This is a genomic window from Parasedimentitalea huanghaiensis, assembly GCF_009753675.1.
Lineage (GTDB): Bacteria > Pseudomonadota > Alphaproteobacteria > Rhodobacterales > Rhodobacteraceae > Parasedimentitalea > Parasedimentitalea huanghaiensis.
Window position 1 is genome coordinate 15,017 of sequence record NZ_WQLV01000009.1, and the last position, 20,685, is coordinate 35,701.

The 20,685-nt window shown below is 50.5% G+C and carries 15 protein-coding genes; 4 read left to right on the plus strand and 11 right to left on the minus strand.

What is annotated here, in order from left to right; genetic code table 11:
- Positions 1 to 106: 106 nt before the first annotated feature.
- The gene (locus GO984_RS14795; protein WP_167740357.1) at positions 107 to 2,845 is read right to left on the minus strand and encodes an ATP-binding protein; all 2,739 of its coding nucleotides are present in this window, start codon (positions 2,843 to 2,845) and stop codon (positions 107 to 109) included.
- Between the two features lie 1,041 nt (positions 2,846 to 3,886).
- Between GO984_RS14795 and GO984_RS14800 the strand changes: the two genes are divergently transcribed.
- Positions 3,887 to 5,365, plus strand: coding sequence for an SH3 domain-containing protein (locus GO984_RS14800; protein ID WP_157023402.1), 1,479 nt, complete (start codon positions 3,887 to 3,889; stop codon positions 5,363 to 5,365).
- Between the two features lie 304 nt (positions 5,366 to 5,669).
- Here GO984_RS14800 and GO984_RS14805 read toward each other — a convergent pair whose 3' ends face one another.
- The 7 genes from GO984_RS14805 to GO984_RS14835 form a co-directional block, all read right to left on the minus strand.
- Positions 5,670 to 7,034, minus strand: coding sequence for a hypothetical protein (locus tag GO984_RS14805; protein WP_157023403.1), 1,365 nt, complete (start codon positions 7,032 to 7,034; stop codon positions 5,670 to 5,672).
- A 314-nt stretch (positions 7,035 to 7,348) separates the two neighbouring features.
- Entirely contained in the window at positions 7,349 to 7,807 is a 459-nt protein-coding gene (locus GO984_RS14810; RefSeq protein ID WP_157023404.1) for a hypothetical protein, read from the minus strand.
- A 63-nt stretch (positions 7,808 to 7,870) separates the two neighbouring features.
- Positions 7,871 to 8,467, minus strand: a complete 597-nt coding sequence (locus GO984_RS14815) for a hypothetical protein (RefSeq protein ID WP_157023405.1) — start codon at positions 8,465 to 8,467, stop codon at positions 7,871 to 7,873.
- 34 nt (positions 8,468 to 8,501) lie between these two features.
- Positions 8,502 to 9,428 carry a 23S rRNA (adenine(1618)-N(6))-methyltransferase RlmF gene (gene rlmF / locus GO984_RS14820; RefSeq protein ID WP_157023406.1) on the minus strand — a complete coding sequence of 309 codons (927 nt, stop codon included), beginning with the start codon at positions 9,426 to 9,428 and terminating at the stop codon, positions 8,502 to 8,504.
- Between the two features lie 251 nt (positions 9,429 to 9,679).
- Positions 9,680 to 11,218: a sensor histidine kinase gene (locus tag GO984_RS14825; protein ID WP_157023407.1), complete on the minus strand. Its 1,539-nt coding sequence runs from the start codon at positions 11,216 to 11,218 to the stop codon at positions 9,680 to 9,682.
- Positions 11,203 to 11,895, minus strand: a complete 693-nt coding sequence (locus tag GO984_RS14830; RefSeq protein ID WP_157023408.1) for a response regulator transcription factor — start codon at positions 11,893 to 11,895, stop codon at positions 11,203 to 11,205. The genes GO984_RS14825 and GO984_RS14830 overlap by 16 nt, the downstream gene beginning before the upstream one ends.
- 7 nt (positions 11,896 to 11,902) lie before the next feature.
- Complete coding sequence (locus GO984_RS14835; protein ID WP_157023409.1) at positions 11,903 to 13,435, minus strand: DUF4153 domain-containing protein; 1,533 nt, start codon at positions 13,433 to 13,435, stop codon at positions 11,903 to 11,905.
- A gap of 613 nt (positions 13,436 to 14,048) precedes the next feature.
- Here GO984_RS14835 and GO984_RS14840 point away from each other — a divergent pair.
- Complete coding sequence (locus GO984_RS14840) at positions 14,049 to 14,912, plus strand: cobaltochelatase CobT-related protein (RefSeq protein WP_167740358.1); 864 nt, start codon at positions 14,049 to 14,051, stop codon at positions 14,910 to 14,912.
- 72 nt (positions 14,913 to 14,984) lie between these two features.
- On the opposite strand, the gene GO984_RS14845 is transcribed toward GO984_RS14840, so the two are convergent.
- From GO984_RS14845 to GO984_RS14855, 3 genes are read right to left on the minus strand one after another with little or no spacing between them, the layout of a single operon-like run.
- Positions 14,985 to 16,040 carry a cupin domain-containing protein gene (locus GO984_RS14845; RefSeq protein ID WP_157023411.1) on the minus strand — a complete coding sequence of 352 codons (1,056 nt, stop codon included), beginning with the start codon at positions 16,038 to 16,040 and terminating at the stop codon, positions 14,985 to 14,987.
- Positions 16,040 to 17,044 (minus strand): 4-hydroxythreonine-4-phosphate dehydrogenase PdxA, encoded by a 1,005-nt coding sequence (gene pdxA / locus GO984_RS14850; RefSeq protein ID WP_157023412.1) that lies wholly within the window; start codon positions 17,042 to 17,044, stop codon positions 16,040 to 16,042. Before pdxA ends, GO984_RS14845 begins: the two co-directional genes overlap by 1 nt.
- Before the next feature lie 9 nt (positions 17,045 to 17,053).
- A complete protein-coding gene (locus GO984_RS14855; RefSeq protein WP_157023413.1) occupies positions 17,054 to 18,109 on the minus strand; it encodes a four-carbon acid sugar kinase family protein in 1,056 nt (351 codons plus the stop codon).
- Between the two features lie 74 nt (positions 18,110 to 18,183).
- Here GO984_RS14855 and GO984_RS14860 point away from each other — a divergent pair, with 74 nt between their 5' ends.
- Together GO984_RS14860 and GO984_RS14865 are read left to right on the plus strand one after the other, a co-directional pair.
- Entirely contained in the window at positions 18,184 to 19,080 is an 897-nt protein-coding gene (locus GO984_RS14860; RefSeq protein ID WP_157023414.1) for a LysR family transcriptional regulator, read from the plus strand.
- A gap of 201 nt (positions 19,081 to 19,281) precedes the next feature.
- Positions 19,282 to 20,685 carry a M16 family metallopeptidase gene (locus GO984_RS14865; RefSeq protein ID WP_245231130.1) on the plus strand — a complete coding sequence of 468 codons (1,404 nt, stop codon included), beginning with the start codon at positions 19,282 to 19,284 and terminating at the stop codon, positions 20,683 to 20,685.

Consider the following 20,685-nt stretch of genomic DNA (forward strand, 5'->3'; position numbering starts at 1 on the left):
AAAGGCGCGGTGCGGTTTCGCACTGCGCTTTTTCAGTTTGTGCTCAAAGGGGCTAAAATTGAACAATTGCCAGCCTCGCCTTCTATCTTCTATTTAGCATGGGCCTTCAGCCGATCAGAGTTTCCTTGATTGCAGTCAGAAGGTCGGCCCGCATGACAGGTTTCATCAGGCGGATGTCTTCTGGTCGCAACCCGTTGCCGTGGACAGTTGCTTCGTTGGCGTAGCCGGACATAAAGATGACGGGTAGATCTGCCACTTTTTCGCGAACTGCCCTGCTTAATGCTATGCCTTTAAGAGTTCCGGGCATCATAATATCCGTCAAAAGCAGATCAAAGGTCGGATCGGCCTCAAACAGGGCAAACGCCTCGTCTCCAGATCTGGCTGCGGTTACACCGTAACCTGCCTTTTCCAGCGTCGCGACGAGAATGGGAAGAACGTGTTTATCATCCTCAGCGACAAGGATTTTCTGCCCGTCTCCAGTTAAACTAACTTTTTGAACCCGCTCTGTTACTGTGGCCTCAACCTCATCGGTGAAAGCCTTGAAGTAGAGCTTAAACGTCGTGCCAACATCTGGTTCCGAGTAGACCTGCACCATACCACCAGATTGCCGCATAAAACCTAGGATCATTGACAGGCCAAGGCCAGTCCCCGCTCCAAGTGCTTTGGTTGAAAAGAACGGTTCAAAAATCTTGTCCAAAGCTGCATCCGGAATGCCATGCCCAGTATCACTGACCGCAAGCATGACGTATCGGCCCGGTTCCATCTTCTCCTGACGCGCATCCAGATAGTCCTCGTCAATACGGATATTTGAGGTTTCAATCGTCAGCTGGCCTCCCTCACGCATCGCATCTCGCGCATTGACGATCAGGTTTAAAACCGCACTTTCAGTGGAACTAATATCGGCCTTAATCGGCCACAATCCGACAGTTAGAAACGTATTGATGTCGATGCTGGAGGGAAGAGTACGCCCGGCCCAATTGCAGGTTTCATTCACCAGTGCATTTAGATCAATCACACTCGGATCCAGACTAGCCCTGCGCGCAAAGGCCAACATGCTGCGTGTCAAATCGGCTCCCCGTTGGGTAGCCCTAATACCTGCATCAATCAGAGCTTGGTGCTCGGGGTCTGTTTCGTCATCTCGCAACAATTCCAGACTACCCATAATGGCCGCAAGCAGGTTGTTGAAATCATGCGCCATACCACCGGTCAGTTGACCAATGCTTTCAAGTTTTTGCGCGCGATCTGCAATTTTCCGTTGCCCTTCCAACTGTTCTTGTGTCCGGACTTCCGCACTCACATCCGAGATGAATCCTACGGTTAAAGTGCTCCCATCGTCTTGCATATAAGCACTGGAATTTGTTTCCAGCCACTTGCGCTGCCCCGAGCGAGAGGTGATTTGATAGCGGTGAGAATAGGGTTTGAGAGTCTCAGCGGAGGTCACAAAGAGTTGCCGAAGTGTGATCAAATCTTCCGGGTCAAGCGTCCCCTCTAGAATGTCTTTGGTGGTGTAGATTTCCTCAGGTGTATACCCCCAAATATCTTCACTCTGTGGGCTGACATAGATGACTTCGGATTCCCCCGCTGGCGAGAGCTTTCGACTCAGGACGACACCCGGCAAATTACTGATGAGCCGTCCCAAGCGGGCTTCAACCAAGGTGCGCTGCCTTTCTGCCTGGCGGCGTTTCGATATATCGCGCACCACCAGAACCAGCTCCTCGCCTCCAGAGATGGGGCAAAGATGTGCTTCACGGTCCCGTCGCTCACCCTCATATTCCAGCGTGTACTCCCAAGACACGACGCCCTGGGTATCCTGTTGCTTACGCATATTTTCCTGGAACAACAAAAGTGGATCAGGGGGAAGAATATCTGCCAAATTGCAGCCGAGAAATGCAACCGGGTCATTGACCGGACCAAACCCTGGACGAACCCGGTATTCTAAAATGGCCCCCATTTGGTCAATGCGGAAATAATTGTCAGGCAAGGCGCCCAGCAAAGCCGTCATTCGATCAACGCTTTCTTTGGCAACATCGTTTGCACTCTTCAGATCATTGCGCAGGTTGACCAGCGTCTTGCCAATCTGCCCTAACTCATCGCCTCGACTGGCTGCAGAAATTTCACCCTCCATATTTCCAGCAGCCAACACATCCATGTTTTCGCAGATTTTGGTAATCGGCCGGGTGATCGTTCGGGTTGTCGCCCAGACTATGAGGAGAAGCCCCAAACCCGCCAATGCGACACCAATCAGGATATTGCGCGTCAGATCAAGCGAAGCTGCCAGAGGCGCCTGAATGTTCTCACGCACCTCCAGCACGCCGCGAACGTCACCCAGCTTCCAGCCGGTTTTTGGTGAGTCGGGGTGTGAGTTGTGGCATGAAACACAGGCATCAACCACCATCAGATCCGCGACTGCTACACGCAAAAACGTCACCCCATCCACAACCTCTTGACGTTTAAAAGTCCCCTCCGGGTTTTCATTAAGATAGGTCCAAGCCTCTTGCATAAAACCATCCATTTGACGGTCTCGCCGGCCCGGAAACGGTAAGGCACTGTATAGTGAAAGGCTGATATCCTGATCTGCAATCAAATCACTGATATCGTGAACAAATGTGGCAGGCAATGGAACTACACCTGGGTTATCTTCGTGGTCCACCCCAACCGACAGCCCCTCCGAAGCCTCGACATCCACCACCACATTCCTGGTATAGTACCCGCGGATTTGCTTGATTTGGTTCGCCGCATTGGTGGCAGATTTCGTAACAAAATCTACAGTGCTGTTTTCAAGAATGCGTGGAACGGTAACCCAAGCGATACCCATACACAGTAAGAGAAATAGTGGGATTGGCATGGATAGTCTAAAAGCAATTGACTGAACCATTTTCTTCATACTGCCACTCCATATTTCCTACAGGATAGCGCATCCGCTCTGGCCCCAAACAGGCAGGCCTTTTGGTGGAATTGGCAGACTGGCCAGTAGGTTTGCAGAGAAAATTACCACATTTCCACCATCTGCGGCAAATTTTTGAGACTCTCGTCAAGAGGGTATGAGATGAGTAGACTATGCACTGCGCTTCAACCAACTGGCGATCCCTGAAGGACAGCTCTAGTATATATGTTTCAAGCCTTTAGGCTGTAAAACACCCCTATCTACCCTCATTGATCACTTCTCTATTGGAATCAACGCCTCATTCGCAGCACTTGGTAGAACGAAATGCCGAGGGCCAAGACCGTCAGGGAAATCCAAACCTGCCCCGACTGTTCTAGATATACCGTTCCCGTTTCACGGTCATAGCATCGACCCAACTCGTTAAAGCACGTTCGCCACTTGAAGTATTGAACGTAGAAGAAAAATCCGAATATGGCCGCCAAACCGAGGGACACCAAAGAAATCAATTTTCTGACCACCAGCTCTCCTTAAACGGACTAACCCAACGTCACTTGGTCGACTGGCCAATTCAGCAAACTTTGATTAATTTCACCTCTGTAGGCCTAATTAAATAAGTACCCTCATAGAAGTCTGCGCTCAACACTGGTTCTGTTGAGCGCGTATACAAGGCAGATTTGAGAGATGAGAGCGGATGCGCGAGTTGTCCTCAATATCCGCTCTCACACAACTACCCAAAACGAAACACTCTGTTAGAGCGCTCCTTTTGTTGGACTAAAGGACATCGTTAACCTCATTGATACCGCTTACGATGGTGTGAATGTCAGGGACGTTCTAGCAGGCGCTGAAAGCAAGGGATTTCAAGCCCCGCTTTACTTATTGCTGGCTTGCCCCCCAAGAAACGAATTCACAGCCAGTTTTCTACTTTTTGCTGGACGAAATCGCTAAGCGAGAGGCATCCTTCTTACCGGAAGTGTCTTGAGCTGCCCGGAAGGATAAATTGTGATGAAACCCGCCATTTCTCTCGCAACTATCGGGCTCCTGATCGGAGCCCCCCTTTGGGCTGGGACAGTTGAAGTTGGACGAGATGGTCTTTGCCAAACCCGCTTTTCTGGCCAGATCATCAAAGGTGACGCTGATACCCTCCGCAAGGTATTTGACGAGAATGGCGCCTTAGAAGGCGGTATCCACGGCCAAAAGCTTTGCCTCGACAGCCCAGGAGGGTCGATAACTGAGGGGCTTCACATCGGACAGTTACTTTATGATCGCGGCATCCCTACGCGATTGGAACCAGAAGCGGAGTGCCTGTCTTCCTGCGCTATTGCGTTTATGATGGGCAACACATACGGAGACCACGCCCCAGGTGACGGTCATAACGCGGACCGACGAATGCACACTTCTTCAGTTCTGGGTTTCCATCGCCCCGAATTGGTATCTTCTGTGGCAGACAGAAATGATTCAGCTCTCTTAGGAGAAGCCTTTGACTTAGCTATTGAAGCGTCGCTGCAATTTATCGTTTTGGCAAATTTTGGATCTTACCGGGAAACGATGATCCCATCGGATCTGATCCAGTCAATGTATGCCCACCGTGGCAATGATTTTTTCTACATTGATACCATTGGAAAGGCTGGCCGCTGGAACATTGGAATCGATGGGGTGCGCTGGCCGGACGCAATTGACAAACGCGCGGCAATCCATGCCTGCGACAATCTAGGTGAGTGGCAATCACGGTACTCAGAAGTGCTGATGGACGACCTGGATGCAGATCGCCATGTCGATATTCTAACCCGAAGCGATAACGAATTCGTCTTTGCTGTGCTTGGTAACTTTTTGACCGAAAGCAGCGGCAACGAATGCCTTGTGCGAGTTACAGGTGAAGAAGCGCCTGTACTGGAGGTATGTGGCTCTTTCCCAAGTGATGAACGTTTTGTCGGCAACGGTGACTGCCGCAGTATTGCAGCGGCTGACCCAAATATTGAACGCTGGGCATCGCCCTTGCAAAGCATCGGCCCCCGTTTTGAAATGAATGTAATCTTTGAGCCATCAACGCCGCTGAGTTCGGTGCAAGTTGCCGCACGAGAGGTGCAAAGGAAAGGTCGTGCGCTTGCAAAGGTAGCCTCATCGCCGGTCGAATCTTTGCGCCGACGTTGCAGCAATCTCGGGATGTCAGCGCGTGTCAGAGGAGTTAGCTCGTTTACAAACCTTCGCTCTCAACCAGGTTTGGAAGCAACTGCCATAGGCCAAATAGAACTTGGAGGAATTGTAAAACCGATAACTGGTCAGGTTCACTTGTGGGACACCCAAGCGGGAGAGCGATGTGAAACCCTGTGTGAATATAGCGCTTTCGGCCTAACTTCACTCATTTCTGAGCAATATGATCTTGACGAAATATCTCAATGCTATGATGCGAACCGCTACTGGTATGAAGTGGAAACCGAAAATGGACAGGTCGGTTTCGTAAGTGGTAAATTCCTACAATATTGACGGACCACGCTTACATTTCAATCAGGTCCAGACTTACCAAGGGTTAGTTTTACCAAGCAATACGTGAAGACACCAAAATTCAACAAGGCCACCCATAGGAACGTATATCTTTCAAAAAAGTACCAAATACCCAAACAAACAAAACCAATTATCAATAGATATCCATAGTATCGAAGTGCTTGTTTCATAGCTCGGCCCCTCCTTTGATGGACTTCCCAATAGCTTTAGTGACCCGTTTGTTTGCACCCCAGAAGGGTGCGTTCCAAATGCCGAATAAAGCTTTGGAAATCATATCCCATTATTCTCAATACTCAAGAAATCGGGCACTTACGAAACCAGTGTGTCCACGTTGTGTCTGAAGTTTGTACCAAAAGTAGTTATCATCAAAGCATTGGTTCAACGCGAGAAAATCAACCGCCGTTAATTCCTTATTTTGTGCGCTGATACATAGATCAGTACAGCGTCCGCCTTGGGCTGAATGGTTCGAAGACCGGTAAATTTTATCGTCGGCAGGACGTAGTTTGGCACCCAATGGAACTTGGGTTACAACTGCGTCGCTGAAACTGGCCCCTCTACGCATGTTGACGAAATTCTGCACATTTGCGACCTGAACAAGTCCATTTGGAGCAGTACATTCAGCCCTCAGTCGCGCTACGTCACTGGGTAAAATTTGATTGGCCAAATAGTCCCTCGCCCGGCTTTCAATCTTGCGCGCCTCGGCGTTTGCCAACTCTAAGGGGGTGGCAGGCGGCAACAATGCCCGTTTATCATAGTTATGCACATACGTTAGCTGGTCCGAAGACCGGTAGGTCAGTTCATCAAAACCATTGCCACAAGCCTTACCTGCAATCAGCAGGTTCTCGCGTCCAAGGCTACCACATGCAAATAACGTCGCATCGCCTCCTGAATAGGTTTGTAATTGGATCAGGCACTCATGCGACGCATCACTTTGAAAGGCGCCGTAAACCCGAAATACAGCGCCTTCATTTGGGTTCGCAACAATTTCGACATTGGGTTCGTAATATTGCCCCGCATCAGTTTCATAACGCTTTTGCCAAACACCCAGATTGCTGCATGCGTTGTGGGCCGCGCGTGAATCCATCAACTGTGGTGAGTTAAAGCCGTCTAGATCAATGTCCCATCGACTGGTCTGACCAGTGGTTTCCACGAAATAGAAGTCCTGCCCCTTATGGGCGAACATGTTTTCGATCAAATCAGGTAGCACCATTGTCTGAGACCTAGATCCCAGATTAGCCATTCGGATGAATTCCAACGTGGCCTGCAAGGCAATATCAAAGGACTTTTCAACGGCTGCTGCGTCGTACAAGTTTTCGGCCTTTAGCTTCAATTCTGGTCGGTGAAACCCAAGACGAGAAGTAACGTGCATCCGGCGATTGGAGTTGTGTCCGTCGCCAATCCCCTCGTAAAAGAAAACGGTACCCATCATAAAGACGATCGAACAGGCTGACATGCAGGATTGATTGGCCTCGATCCGGGTACCAATCCCCTTGTCATACAGCAATGCTCCGATTCTCAGCGCTTCATCCAGACTTCCGCCTGGGCCCGACACACAAAGAATATGATCACTTGTGCTTTCCACGGCTTCGCCAAAAACATCGATCTGGGACGCAAGTTTCTGCACGTCCCCAGTTGTTATTGGTCCCGTCATGCGCAACTGGCAGATCCCTGGTTCACCAGGGCTGAAATCAGCTGCAAAAGCTGACGTCGAAATAAGGGAAAGAACAGTGAAAGCCAATGAGACTAATAAACGCAACTGAATCACCGTGTTGTTGGAATGGTCGCATATGTTGAATAAATGATGACGGAAAGATCAAGAGAAAACGAGGAAAGCGATTCTGATATTTCCTCGACAAATCCAATAGCTTTTACGCGACATTCCCCATGTAGAATACCTTCTCCTGCATCATGTCATCCAACCAGGCAGCTGGTATTCTTCAAATTCATCCGCCCAAAACTTAGACCTCAGACCGGACACTTCGGACGGTTTGCTTTCAGTTCCTTGCGAGTTTTGTCTCGTGCCGCATCTACCATTGCATTCATTTTATGGAACCCTCCGAACGGTCCCTTCCTGCTATCGTCGTCCAGATAAATTTCTTGTTTTTTGCAGTAACCGATCTCAGATACGGCATTGCGTTTCCAGGCTTCCAAATGGTGACCGTTCTGAAACGCCCCTCCACACACAGCCTTCCCATACTCTGACACCGGGTTGTAAGAACTGTCTTTCTTTACAGCTTTCTTGACGGTGTTCTTAGCAGATTTATAGCTTAGCAAGAGGATTGACAGACTCTTCAATGCGCCTTGAAGCCCGGTTTTGTATTCCCAGACGTTTCGCCTGGCAATTGCAACACGCTGATCATCTATTTTGTGGGCACGCATGACGTCTGCAAGCGCCTTCGATGGCGTGCCATCAAGATTGTTCATCAAATTCTTCCGCGCCTGCGCAGCCTCGTCAATCCGAGCATTGAATTCGCTCTCCGCCGCGTTTTACGTATCGACGCCTGCGTTGAACTTGTGGGTGGCAGATTTAATCTCACCCAACTTGATATCCTTAGCAAGTCCGGCAGATTTTTCCTTCATACTCTTTATTTTATCCGCGAGCTTCGAAAGCTCGGGCTGGTATTCGGCTTTCACACTGTGTGTTGCGACTTTATTAAGCGCCAAAGTGAAAATATTGATGAGGTTCTTTGAAACAAGAACTTTTGCGATTTTGGTAATTTCTTCGATTGATTTGATGGTTTCGTCTCGTTCTTTTTTCAACGCCTTGAGTTGGCTCTTAGCTTTTTCAGTGAGCGTATCAATATCATGCTTTTTCAATTCATTCTTAGCGATCTCTAAGTCCTCAAGCCGGCCTAGCATCATGCTGTGAGCAGACGAAACTTTCTTGACCATCACCTTCGCGTTAGCAACCGCAACGTTGAAGTCCTTCAGCAAATTGTTCTGATTGTCGTTGGCTAATCTCGGCGCTCTTTCAACTGCTTTACATTTGCCACCGACGCGTGCGGACTCAGCCATGACGTCCTTGATATTGGCTTCGCAAACAAAACGGGTGTCGTCGAGTGTGCCGATGAATTGGGCAGTCATTAGCCACATTGCAGACCTTCGGCACCAGAGGCCCCTATGTCTCGGCTCTGTTAAAAAACAAAGAGCGCTGCTTTTTTTTCATGTAAGTCCAAGCTATAAAACGACTTGTCTTTTGCCCCTGAGCCATTTCGACGATCTTAAAATCAACGACACCGGCCTTTTTCAAAATTCGTTGGAGTGGCTGGAGGTTATCTTTTTTTGACACAAGCGAGGTAAACCACAGGCACTGGTCGGCAAACTCGATACTCTGTTCGATCATGCGGGCGATAAATTTCACTTCGCCACCCGGACACCAAAGTTCAGCGTTTTGGCCACCAAAGTTGAGCTTTTTCGACCGCCCTTTGCCAAGGTTCGCCCACTTACGTTGGGTGCCTCTATGCGCTTGCTCCATCGACGAATGAAAAGGCGGGTTGCACAGGGTTACGTGAAAAGCATCGTTGGGTGTGATCACGCCACGAAAAATACTCTCAGGTTCATTTTGTCGCCTAAGAGTGATTTTCAACCCGTTCAATTTGCAAATTTGCTTTGCAGATTTGAGAGCACCCGCATCGATATCGGAGCCGGTGAAGTGCCAGCCGTATTCGCTTTGCCCCAATAGGGGATAAACTAGGCTCGCACCGGTGCCGATGTCCAACGCTTTGATGTGGCGCCCGCGCGGGATTTCTTGAGTATTTCTGTCGGCAAGCAAATCCGCGAGATAGTGGATGTAATCGACACGGCCGGGAATTGGTGGGCATAGATAGCCGCTAGGGATATCCCAAAAATCAATATCGTAATGCGTCTTTAGCAATGCCCGATTGAGCATGCGGACAGCCCCCACATCTTGAAAATCAACCGTCGTCTGACCCGCGGGGTTGCTGATCGTGAAGGGCTCAAGTTCAGGTGTCTGCGTCACTAAACGCGCAAAGTCGTAACTTTCTGAATGTTGATTGCGGGGATGCAGTTTCGCTTTGGTGGGCATGGGGGACGCCTTCATAAAAGTTTGTGGGCGTCATTCGCCAAAGGGTGCGTTGGTTTTAGGCCCTCAGCCACCAATAGTAAAACCAAGAGCAGCGAAGATCCCCTGCTCTCGCATTGGACAGCTCCTTCTTTTCCTGTACAGCATCCGTCTTTTTGGCGTCTACTGGCAGCTCCCTGTCTCAAAACCCTTCATACTCGCTGCCCTGAAAAAGTGGAAAGCTGATTGGGTGGGACTTTGCGTAGATCGAAATTTTAGTCGTCGGTAAAACTGATGCGAAAACAGGTCCCGTTGTTCCGAGGGTCTAAGGAAAGGTTTCCGCCAAGTGCCTCAACAGTTGATTTTACGATGTTTAGCCCCATTCCAGTCCCCCCTTGTTCTCGCCGTGTCGTGAAGAAGGGAGTCATGATTTTTTCCCGATTTCCCTTACTGATACCTGCCCCATCATCGCTGACTGTCAACCAAACTCCCCTGGTATTCATGCCAGCTTCCAGATCGACTGCACTTGCCTCATGCTGAGCGGCATTTTCCAACAGATGTGTCAGGATGATCCTCAATGTGTTTTGGTGTACGGGCAGAGTTAGGTTCTCATTTTTCACCCCGATTTCGAGGTTGGGGAAACTGGAACGGAATTCCTTATCTAACCCACCTAGATTACAGGTCCCAATGTTTGCATTTTGGTCGGCCAAGCTGAATTCGCGCATGCTGGCCAATAGCTCTTCCATGCGGGCCGTATCTTTCTCGATATTATCAAGGAACCTTTGCCGCTGCTCTTGCGACATCTCACTTTCGCGCAACAGTTCAGCGGCACCTTTCACCCCGGTCAATGGGGATTTCAATTCATGGGTCACATGAGCCGTATAAGATTTCAGTGCGTCTTGTTGATCCTGAAGCCGTGCAGTCAGAGACTGAAAACTGTTGCTGAGGTTTTCAATTTCTCGGGTTCCATAGTGGTTGATAGGTTCCCATCTTCTGCCTCCGTTCCCAATTGACCGTGTGCGCTGCATCAAGGTGTGTATCGGACGAGTAATGAAACGCCAGAACACCAGACCAATCAAAGCCGTTGAAATGAAGATGAAAGCGCCCGCTTTGGCCAGGGTGAAACGTTCGCCATAAAGGAAGCGAAAGATGTGACTTGGAGTACGGCTTAAGTAGACGACCCCAATAATCTTACCTTTGACGGCTACGGGCATCGCCACAAAGACCCTGACTCTGGTTCCACGGCTGAATGCGTATAGGAAAGGCTCCCGGCCTTCCCGAATGCGCACACGGGCCACCGAAACGGCTTCCCCCTTGAGCCCCCGAGCCACCTCATCCACTGCGGCCAATGAAAGTCCCACCTCGGCACTACCGCCGATCACGTTCCCCTTGGCATCCAGCAATCTGTATCCGGCCAGCGTCTGCGCTTGGGAAGCCTCCGATATCAGTGTGAGTTGCGCGCCAATTTCAACGTAAGCGGGGCTCGGCAAGTCGACACTTGGCACAGCGTCCGGACGAGGTGGAAGAACACGATCGCTGTTGATAGATATCGACGGAAAAACGGGCGCAACATCCTGTTGGATTTCTTGGACCGAATTTTCTTCGCCAGTCTGCATCTCATAAAACTGGGCGTAAGTGGCAGACAAGACCGAAGCCTGCGCAAGCAAACTTTCTTCAGTTTGCTGGACTAACTGGCTGGCATAGAATTTGAAAAGAAACAGCCCGGCAAAGGGCAAACACAACACCAGCCCAAGTACGAGCAACAGAACTGCCCAAAGGCGAGGACGCCATCCTGAAGTTATCCCGTCTGGCATGTTCCCATCCTCAGTCCTACGCCATGTACGGTGATGATGCTGTTCGGACACCCTGCCTTCGTCAGTTTGTTTCGGATGTTTCGGATATGACTGTCGATTGTCCGATCTGACACATGGATGTTGTTGCCATACATCGAAACCGTAAGCTGCTGACGGGTCATGACGTTAACGGGCTTTGCCATCAGGACCTTGAGCAGGGCAAATTCTGAGGCAGTCAACGCAACCTCTTGTGCGGCCACGAGGCACAAATGCCGGTGGGCATCGATCTCTAAATCACCGTGGGCAAACGTCTGCTCGATTTCCTTTAGGGGTGGCGCTACCCTTTTCAGAATTGCCTTGATCCGTGCAACCAGTTCTCTTGGCGAAAACGGCTTGGTAACATAGTCGTCGCCACCAATTTCCAAGCCAATAATCCGGTCGATCTCATCATCCCTAGCGGTCAAAAACAGAATGGGTACATCAGAGTTTTTCCTGACCGCGCGGCAAACCTCTAACCCATCAATCTCGGGCAGGCCAATATCCAACACGATCAGGTCCGGATTGCTGCCTCTGGCGGCATCCAGCGCAGCCAAACCATCTTCTGCGTACATCGTCGTAAAGCCGGAACTCTCGACCGCGTAACCGATCACTTCTCGAATGTTTGGGTCGTCGTCGACAATAAGAATTCGGCCGGACATAATTGTCTCACCTATGCAATTTTTCGCCAAGATACGCTTGCAGACGCCATTTGCGAAAGCCCCATTCGCGCCAGTCGCTGATTGGTTCAAAAATAGGCCTACCGTAGTGGTATCCCATGCACATGCGAGTTCCTGTCTTCTGGTCTTGTGCCAAGATCAAAGGCAATGCTTGCTCGCCAAGTTCACATATGTATCTTTCATCAAACCGGTTTGCAGTACTTGCGTTTTGTATGTTGTAGCTCGTGATCACAAAGGCAAAATTTACGAAACAACACAGATAAAGTGTCGCTGCCAATACCGCCAGATTGGAGCGAACCAACCACGCAATTTTCTTTGACTGGCGGATCTGGATTATGGTCAGGATCAGCCCCGCAAACACCAACAGCATCCAGATGAAAGCCGCAACCCGAAGGTAGGTCAGTGTATAGGCCTCAACATATAGGCTTAGACGGTATGCCGCTGTGATGACCAGAAACAGATTTTGGCCAAGCCATAGGTACAAAAGTTTTTGCTGAAACCTGTTCGCCTTGATCATCTTGTGGGTGGCGATAGCAAACACCCCGGCAAACAACGCAGTGGCCACCAACGGATAGGCCCCGCGATGAGCATATCGGGCATAGGTCATCCCCTCGGGCATGGACATCCCCCCCGTCAAAACGCCGATGTCCATAACTGTTTGAAACAGAAAAAGAACATTGAAGAGGACCAGTGAGTTTCGAACCGACTCTGCATTCACTATTGAACCCCACCACGCTAATTTAGCAGAGGTAAAGGCTGGTGCCTTCGCTACCGGGCCTAGCCATTTCTCACGCAGGTTCAGATAGGGCCAGATCAGTGATGCCGTGATAATCCAGAACAAGCCACGCATGATCTGCTTGGGAGACAAGAACTCCAGCGTTGCAAACTGTTCAAGTAAACGCTCCAGTATTGGGTTGGCGGAGGTGAGGAGAAACAAGAATACCAGCCCGATGGACAGCGGCAGGATGAAAGCCTTGGCTTGTTGCTTAAGATCTATTTTTGTCTGGGAGCCTTTTATCTCGTCGACAATCATTACAGGCAGCACAAACGGCCCGACGATTGAGATCCGCAGGAATGCCCAAATGGCCTGCCACCACTCCACTACCCGTCCAAAAGCCGCCCAAACAATCAATGCGACGATCCCAAGGACGGTGAACAGAAAGGACATGGGCTGAAGCTGTTCCACCACTGGGAGGTTGCAAATCAGTTCAAATACTAGTGCTGCCATGGTCTCACGACGGCTGACACCCCCCGGTTTCAACGCAAGAATGGCGGAGGACAGAGCAAGTGCAAATAGAACAACGGAAATCCCAAGATTTTTCTGCCAGAACAACCAGTCCGCAAGCAGAGTCAGAAGGGCCAGTGCCGGAAAGGCCAAGGGATGCCGTTTGATGAAGGTCGTGGATCGCGGAACGCGATCTCGACCAACGTCATCGTCTGTCTGGGGGCTGTCACATGTTAGCCACCATCCATCCTGTCGTATGCAATCAGGTACACCGTCAATTACAAGTTGCCTGCTCATCAATGCTCTCCAAGAAATCAATTTGTTTTCGAGGAAACCAATGACTGAGCAGTTTGCATTTCACGGTCACGACTTGTGCAGAAAAAAGACTGGTTTCGTGCATAAATTGTGCAGGCCCTTCTTGCGGCACCACATTCATCGAAGATCCGGTGAATTGTTCCTTTTCAGCCTGATTGATCTGCCGCAGCCACCAACAATCATTTGGAAGAACAGGCCACGACTTTCAGCTCCAATGCGCTGATCGCTGTCATTGATGCAGCGTAGCGAATGACGGCTGTCCACTCATATTTCCACCGCGACAACACCTTCTAAGGCCCGGATTGCGATGTGCACCGGGCCATCAGACACAACGTTCTCGGGTTGCGACTGGTAAGCCGACTCCATCCAAGACAACGGTGATCATTCCTGCCCCGGCATCATCGGTATAGTGCCGTTGATCAAAACCGATCTTTTGCAGTTGTTGAACCTTAACGGATCCACCTCCACTGACTTTGGAAAGTGGTCGTTGTCACTGCGGACCTGCAGAACCACAGAAAACAGACCTCCCCCTGAACTATCATTGATCTTGAACGGTTTCTAATCTCCAATGAAGCATTCAGCAGGGAGGCATAGTGTGAAAAAGCCATGGGAGAGCTCATACACAGGCTCGGATTACAAAATATTCACGACAGAAAATGACATTTACACCTCAGCACTTTCTCTCTGGGCGGATATGTCCCCGCAACGAAACCTGTCCCTAAATGACCAGTGGCTGGCATACGAAAACGTTGTGGGAGAAATGCGGATGATGGCAGCGTTTGGCTGCCAGGGGCAGGTGGATACAGTGCTGGAAAACCCAACTTTTACCCCCTCCCGTACCGCAGTTTCAATTGTCGTTGCTCAGGCCGGACCACTAAGTGAGCAACGAGCCACCCAGACCTTATTGCTGGTCGAAGTGATGTCCGACTTTTTGGACAAGATCGGGGTACAATATGAAACCCTGGGCTTCACCACAGTCGACTGGAATGGCGGAAAATCGCGACAGAAATGGCTGAATTCAGGGCGCCCAAAGAACCCTGGACGTCTGAACGACGTTACGCATATTGTGTACCGAGACGCTTCTTCGGCCACCTCTGGTGCTCTACATGAAACCCGAAGTCTGCTCAGAGGCGAGCTATTCAAAGAAAGCATCGACGGAGAGGCTCTGTTTTGGGCGGCCGAACGGCTGAAGGCATTGAACACAGACACAAACCTGGTTTTGATGATTTCTGATCGGGCACCAACCGATGCTGGAACCCTTCAAGAGAACGGGCCTGACTTTCTCTTGTCTCATCTCAAATCAGTTATTGAAGATTTACAGGCAACGCCGGGCTTCTCAGTCGTTGGTATCGGAATTGAGCATGACGTGAGCACTCTCTACGAAACCAACTTAAAGGTCGGTAGATTAGATCAGCTACCAACAGATTTACTCCGTTTTTTGAGCAATCTATTTGCTTAGGTCCTCCAAGAAATGGTTGGAATGAGAATGTCGAACTGCGGCAACTGTTCTAATGACAAGCGGCGAATTGATCTACACGCGGGCAAGGTCAGTGACCCTACGAGGATCGTCGGCGTTACCTGTGTTAACTGTTGTAGCAGGTTCCAACAGCAGCACTTCACATGTCCCATCCAGAGCGACCGGACAATGCTCCACCCCATGCGGAACGATAATGAACTCACCCTCGTTGATGATCTCGTCACGATCACGAAATTTCATCATCAATTTGCCCCTGTGCACCATGAACAGCTCATCTTCCACTTCGTGGTGGTGCCAGAGAAACTCGCCTTCAAATTTCGCAAGTTTAATCATCATGTTGTTTACCTGACCAGCTATTCTCGGGCTCCAGGTTTCCGTGAAAGTGGCGAAACACGCATCTAGGTTTGTGGGTGTGTGCGAGGAAAGATGCTTGTTTACACCAGCGACGTCGCGTTGGATTGAACGCAGTTGAGTTTCAAGTTCCGGACTATCTGCGGGGTAATCCCCATCCAGCGCTGCGGTTCCAATGGTGAAGCCCGCCGCGCCGGACCGACGAACAATCTCAATACGTTCACGGCTGCCGATTGAACCCGCCATGATCACAGGCTTATCCACGGCTGCGCAAACAGCAGCCATGAGGCCCGTAACGTTTTCTGTTGAACGATAGGCCAGCAAATCAAGACCGTGAACGCCGTCGCGTGCCGCGAGTGCTTGAGCACTCTCTACGATTTCATCAATAGACCCAGCTAGAACACTTGGATGCCCCTCAATCCGTCCCGGAAAAGGGTAGTACCGAATACCCGTACCTTTGAGGATTGGCAGAACTTCGTCAACGTTTGTACCCCCCAGAAGGATGTCGACACCAATGTCGATCGCTGCTTTTGCTGACGCAACCTCGCTTTCCTTGTCGAGTGAAACAACTTCGAGATAGCTTGTAGCACCGCCAGATTTGATCGCTGCATTTAGATCTGTCAGCCGTTCAAATGGCAGGCCTACATCCTTGAACCCTATGTGGTGCACACCTGCTGCAAGAGCCGTGGCCAGATGTTGCTCTGCGTCTTCGACAGTTTTGTCATTGCGGGTGAGCATAAAAATAAAACGAAGTCCCATCAGAGTTTTCCTTCTTGTTTGGCTGCGACCAGACGGTCGGCGTAGTTCAGAGCGGTGATCAGACTGGACGCGTCGGCCCTGCCCGTCCCGGCGATATCAAAAGCGGTTCCATGATCGGGGCTCGTACGGACAAAAGGCAGTCCCAACGTGATGTTGACCCCTTTTTCCAGCCCCATGTATTTTACGGGGATCAATCCCTGATCATGATATTGCGCGACCACAATGTCGAAGTATCCCCGCCGGGCTTGCATGAACACCGTGTCACCGGGCCAAGGTCCCGACGCATTGATACCTTCGGCCTGTGCCGCCTTGATGGCTGGTGAGATAATTTCGATCTCTTCGCGCCCAAATAACCCGCCTTCCCCCGCATGAGGGTTAAGCCCCGCGACTGCAACCCGAGGGTTCTCAAACCCAAGTGCGATGGCGCCTTGATGCGCCAGACGAATTGCATCCATTTGCGCGTCATAATCCGCCCCCTTGATTGCATCGCTGAGCGAACAATGGATCGTCACAAGAACCGTTCGGATTTCCTCATTACCCAAAAGCATCGCAACTTTATCCGCGCCGCCCAAATCAGCCAGCATTTCCGTATGACCCGGGTACTTTATGCCCGCAACACTGAGTGCTTCTTTATGGATCGGTGCGGTCACGATGCCCGAAACATCCCCAGCCAAGGCACAATCTATACTCGTCTTGATGGCACGAAAAGCGGCCTGACCACCGGCGGCACTCACCTTTCCCATAGGTGGCGGGGTATCCAGGTCGCTGGTGCCGAGCACTTCAATTGTACCCGGAGCAAAGCGGGCATCATCAATGCTTTTCAGGCAGTGGATTTCTATATCCGCGTTCACCATCCTTGCGGCCCGTTCCATTACGCGTGGACAGCCGAAAACGATGCTGCGATCTGAAGCCCCACTCTCGATCAGCGCCTTAACCGTGATTTCAGGCCCAATCCCGGATGGATCACCCATCGTAATTGCCATTGGCAGTTTGTTTTGTGTCATCTGGATTTCTCAGTTGGATGAAGAGCGGGAACAAAGGTGATCTACTGCGCGGCGCAAGGTGTTTTCATCGCCAAAGCCACCAGCCTTCATTGCAAGGGTTATTGGTGCGCCGTTTGAGAGACGCGCTGTGGCTAATGGAAAACCGGGCTCAATTTCGCCAGCCAGAACAAATTCATACACGTCGAGCCGATCAAGAAACGCTTCCATTGTATCGCCACCAGTCGCAATCACTGTATCGCATTGGGAGCATTGCTGAATTGCCTTGCTAATAAGGTCTGAAACCACCCTTCGCGGATCAACCGCACGTTCGTTGGGAACGCTCAGACAAACCGCGCGCGGATCGTCTCTAAGTCTCCTCGCCTGCAATGTGCTCATGGGGTTTGCACTGCCTACGACCACCAAGACAGACTTAGAAACTGGAGCCTGACGTTCTGCTCCCAATTTGTGTGGCAGTTGGCTGGCAAGAGCTTTTGCCATTCCTGGTGAACCCACCCAAAGAGTCGTTTCGATCTCTCCAAGAGCAGTAACCTGGTCGTTCAGGTCCTGCTGTGTTTCAGCGTCCAGTATGATCACATTGAGGATGTCAGATGGAATGCAGTCGGAGATGTTTGATGACTGTATTGGGTGTACCGGGTCTTGCGCATAATTGGACTGGCAGACAGGGAGGCCATGAACGAATTGCACTCCATTTCGCGTAATCCGCCCAGCATCAGGAAAGGCCGGCGCGACAACCAAACGATTTCGACCACTGGCAAGAAAGGCGGCCCCTATCTCAGCCCGAATATGTCCACGCAAGGTGCTATCGATGGTTTTGTACAGGACGCGAGCACCGGCGATGGATCGGGTTGCCAGCGTTGTTGCCTTGATGGCAGCGGCTTCGTCCAGTGAACGCGTTGCGCAATCTATAGAAACAACTTCAGCAGAACCGGTCTCCTGCCGGATGCCTTTTCGAATGATCCTGATTTCCAACCCTTTTTCCCCAAAGGGCGCACCGCCATCGGCGGCGCTGGTCAAGTCGTCTGCGAGGATCCCAACAGATGGGATGAGAGGTGAACTATTCGTCATATGGTGAACATAACGATCCGCTTGCCTTTATAAATCGATATGTTTTCACCTATAGTGGTGATATATGGTCACCAATGAAACGATCCGACATCCCTTCCCTTGATGACTTACGTGCTTTTGAAACGGTTGCCCGCCTTGGATCAATGCGTGCCGCAGCTGACGAACTGGCGTTGACGCATGGCGCGATCAGTCGACGCGTAGCGAAGCTGTCACGTGATCTGGGCATTACTCTTGTCACACCCGAGGGGCGCGGCATCGCACTGACACCAGACGGCGACTTGCTCGCGCAGGCCACTCAACAAGGTCTGTCAGTAATTGGTGAAGCGTTATCCTCCATCCGCGACAAAGAAGGGGATGCACCCATCGTACTGTCCTGCGAAAGGTCAGTTGCGATGCGCTGGCTGATCCCGCGACTTAGTCAGTTTCAGGATGCCCACCCTCACATTCCAGTGCACCTCTCAGTGGGGGGCGGGTCATTGAATTTTGCAAAAGATGGGGTGACGCTCGCTATCAGACGGCTCGATTTCGCAATTGACCCGGCTTGGCATGTGCAGACGCTGCTTCACGAAGAAATTGGCGCGGTAATGGCGCCAGAGATGTCGGCTACTTTTCGCAGCGGTGACTACATTGGACTTGGCAGCAAGACACGTCCAGACGCATGGACGACCTGGATGAATATGCACCCAGACTCACCAAGACCCAAGGACATCAGGTTATTTGACCACCACTTTTTGCTGGCAGAGGCTGCGGCGAGTGGATTGGGCGTCGCCATTTGTCCCCGTATCGTTGTCAGTGATGACATCAACAAGGACCGTCTGGTGGCCCCATATGGATTTGTCGCCGACAGTTCGACATATGGCCTGATCTTCCCAGCGAAGCCGGGCTTAAGTGATTCTGAAAAAAAGCTATTGGGATGGATCGAGAGCGTTTTCCTGACTATTTCTAACGTAGAAGTTGACGTTCTCGAGTAAGCTGCAAACTGCAAAAAGCCAGCTATGCAGTCCTTCAAACAGGCAGCAACAAGTATCCGCGACCCACCCATTGTGCCAAATACAGCGCTACGCGCCAGAATCTGCAAATGCCGTTAGCCGAATTTAAGGGAAATACCTACCTCGTTTACCGCAGTTTGGGCCTACTTTGCAGTCGTTCGCCGCTACTTCACAATTGCCTGCTTGAAAAAACAACCCATTTCCAGCAAGCATTTCGCAGACCAAAGTCACTTTCAAAAGCTTCCCCAAGGCGGGTTTTCTTTTTTTTGCTCAGGTAATTTATTTCAAAGGCCCATAATGCGCGCAGTTGGTTTTTTTCTATCGTCGTTTTTCTTATTCATTGGTGGAGCAGTTCAAGCACAAAGCGTCATCCCCCTTTCGGAAAAGGGTGGGTTGCACGCAGCCTATGTTGTTCCGACAGATGACTTCAACCGCGTAGACGTTCAGTTGATTGTTCTGTCAGGGTCATATGATGATCCAGAGCCATCGGGAACGGCTCACCTGACAGAGCATCTGGCGGCTTTTTCGTCGGATACGGCCGTACTTAGGCAACCTAGAGAACGCGATCTCAATGCATCAACCCACAATGTGTCCACGGTTTACACGAATTCTGGCGCGCCTTCCGACATTGAAATGCTATTGCGTTTGTCTCGAGCCGTCCTTGACACACCGAATTTGCCAACAGGCTTTGCTGAAAGTGAAATTGACATCGTTCAGCGCGAAACATTGCTTCGGGAAAGGCAATCTCCGCGTCGTTGGCTGAAACGAATTGCGCTTCAAAACCTGTATGGCACTCTGCGCGGTCGTGCGAATAATACAATTGATGACTTGCCCAAATTGAGCCTTGAAAAGGCCTATCAGTTTCACAAGCAACACTATGCTCCCTCCAATGTTACTGTAATCGTCTCGGGCAAAATTGAACCCGATAGAGCCGCAGAACTTGTTTCGCGTATATTCGGCGATACAAAGCCCTCTGCGGTTCCTGAAAAACCTTGGCTAGACTACAAGCCAGATCCTGCGCTTAGATCTGTTGAGTACGTAGAATCGACTAGGTTGAAGCATAACACTGTGCAGTATGCAAAGTTCGTGGACTTCGAAGATCGGTCAACCAGCATAGACATGCAGGGCGCGTTTTTCATCGCGATCGATATCTTGAACAGCAGACTACATAATGCCCTGTACTTTGAGGACGAGAGGATCCTTGGAGTTTATCTAGATTGGTACTTTGCTAAAAATAGCGATCTTGAACTCTTCATAGATATGCAGTTGATGCCCGACTTCAGTTTGGATGCGGCGCACAACAGTCTGAAAGAGACTATAGACAACTTGTTAAACGAACCGATCAACAGAGATGAGATCAATCAAGCGCGCCAGAAAGAAGTGGTAAACGCCCAAGCCGCCAGCCGTCGGTCAGCAACGTTTCTGTCGTTCCTACAAAATGTTGCGGCCGATGGTTTCCCGCCTATTAGCCCCTCAGTGTTCGTTGAGCTGATAAGCAATACGACAGACCAAGAGGTCATTGATTTTGCAAATACCGTTTTGAGGCCATCAGCTACATCCGTCATTTTGGCCAAAAAGGTAGAATAA

What these genes read in the sequence shown, in the direction of transcription:
- GO984_RS14860 (WP_157023414.1), top strand. Translation starts at nt 18,184, where the DNA reads ATGAAACGATCCGACATCCCTTCCCTTGATGACTTACGTGCTTTTGAA.
- GO984_RS14805 (WP_157023403.1), bottom strand. Translation starts at nt 7,034, where the DNA reads ATGACGGGACCAATAACAACTGGGGACGTGCAGAAACTTGCGTCCCAG.
- GO984_RS14800 (WP_157023402.1), top strand. Translation starts at nt 3,887, where the DNA reads ATGAAACCCGCCATTTCTCTCGCAACTATCGGGCTCCTGATCGGAGCC.
- GO984_RS14835 (WP_157023409.1), bottom strand. Translation starts at nt 13,435, where the DNA reads ATGAGCAGGCAACTTGTAATTGACGGTGTACCTGATTGCATACGACAG.
- GO984_RS14845 (WP_157023411.1), bottom strand. Translation starts at nt 16,040, where the DNA reads ATGGGACTTCGTTTTATTTTTATGCTCACCCGCAATGACAAAACTGTC.
- GO984_RS14815 (WP_157023405.1), bottom strand. Translation starts at nt 8,467, where the DNA reads ATGACTGCCCAATTCATCGGCACACTCGACGACACCCGTTTTGTTTGC.
- GO984_RS14855 (WP_157023413.1), bottom strand. Translation starts at nt 18,109, where the DNA reads ATGACGAATAGTTCACCTCTCATCCCATCTGTTGGGATCCTCGCAGAC.
- GO984_RS14825 (WP_157023407.1), bottom strand. Translation starts at nt 11,218, where the DNA reads ATGCCAGACGGGATAACTTCAGGATGGCGTCCTCGCCTTTGGGCAGTT.
- GO984_RS14795 (WP_167740357.1), bottom strand. Translation starts at nt 2,845, where the DNA reads ATGCCAATCCCACTATTTCTCTTACTGTGTATGGGTATCGCTTGGGTT.
- GO984_RS14830 (WP_157023408.1), bottom strand. Translation starts at nt 11,895, where the DNA reads ATGTCCGGCCGAATTCTTATTGTCGACGACGACCCAAACATTCGAGAA.
- GO984_RS14810 (WP_157023404.1), bottom strand. Translation starts at nt 7,807, where the DNA reads ATGAACAATCTTGATGGCACGCCATCGAAGGCGCTTGCAGACGTCATG.
- pdxA (WP_157023412.1), bottom strand. Translation starts at nt 17,044, where the DNA reads ATGACACAAAACAAACTGCCAATGGCAATTACGATGGGTGATCCATCC.
- rlmF (WP_157023406.1), bottom strand. Translation starts at nt 9,428, where the DNA reads ATGCCCACCAAAGCGAAACTGCATCCCCGCAATCAACATTCAGAAAGT.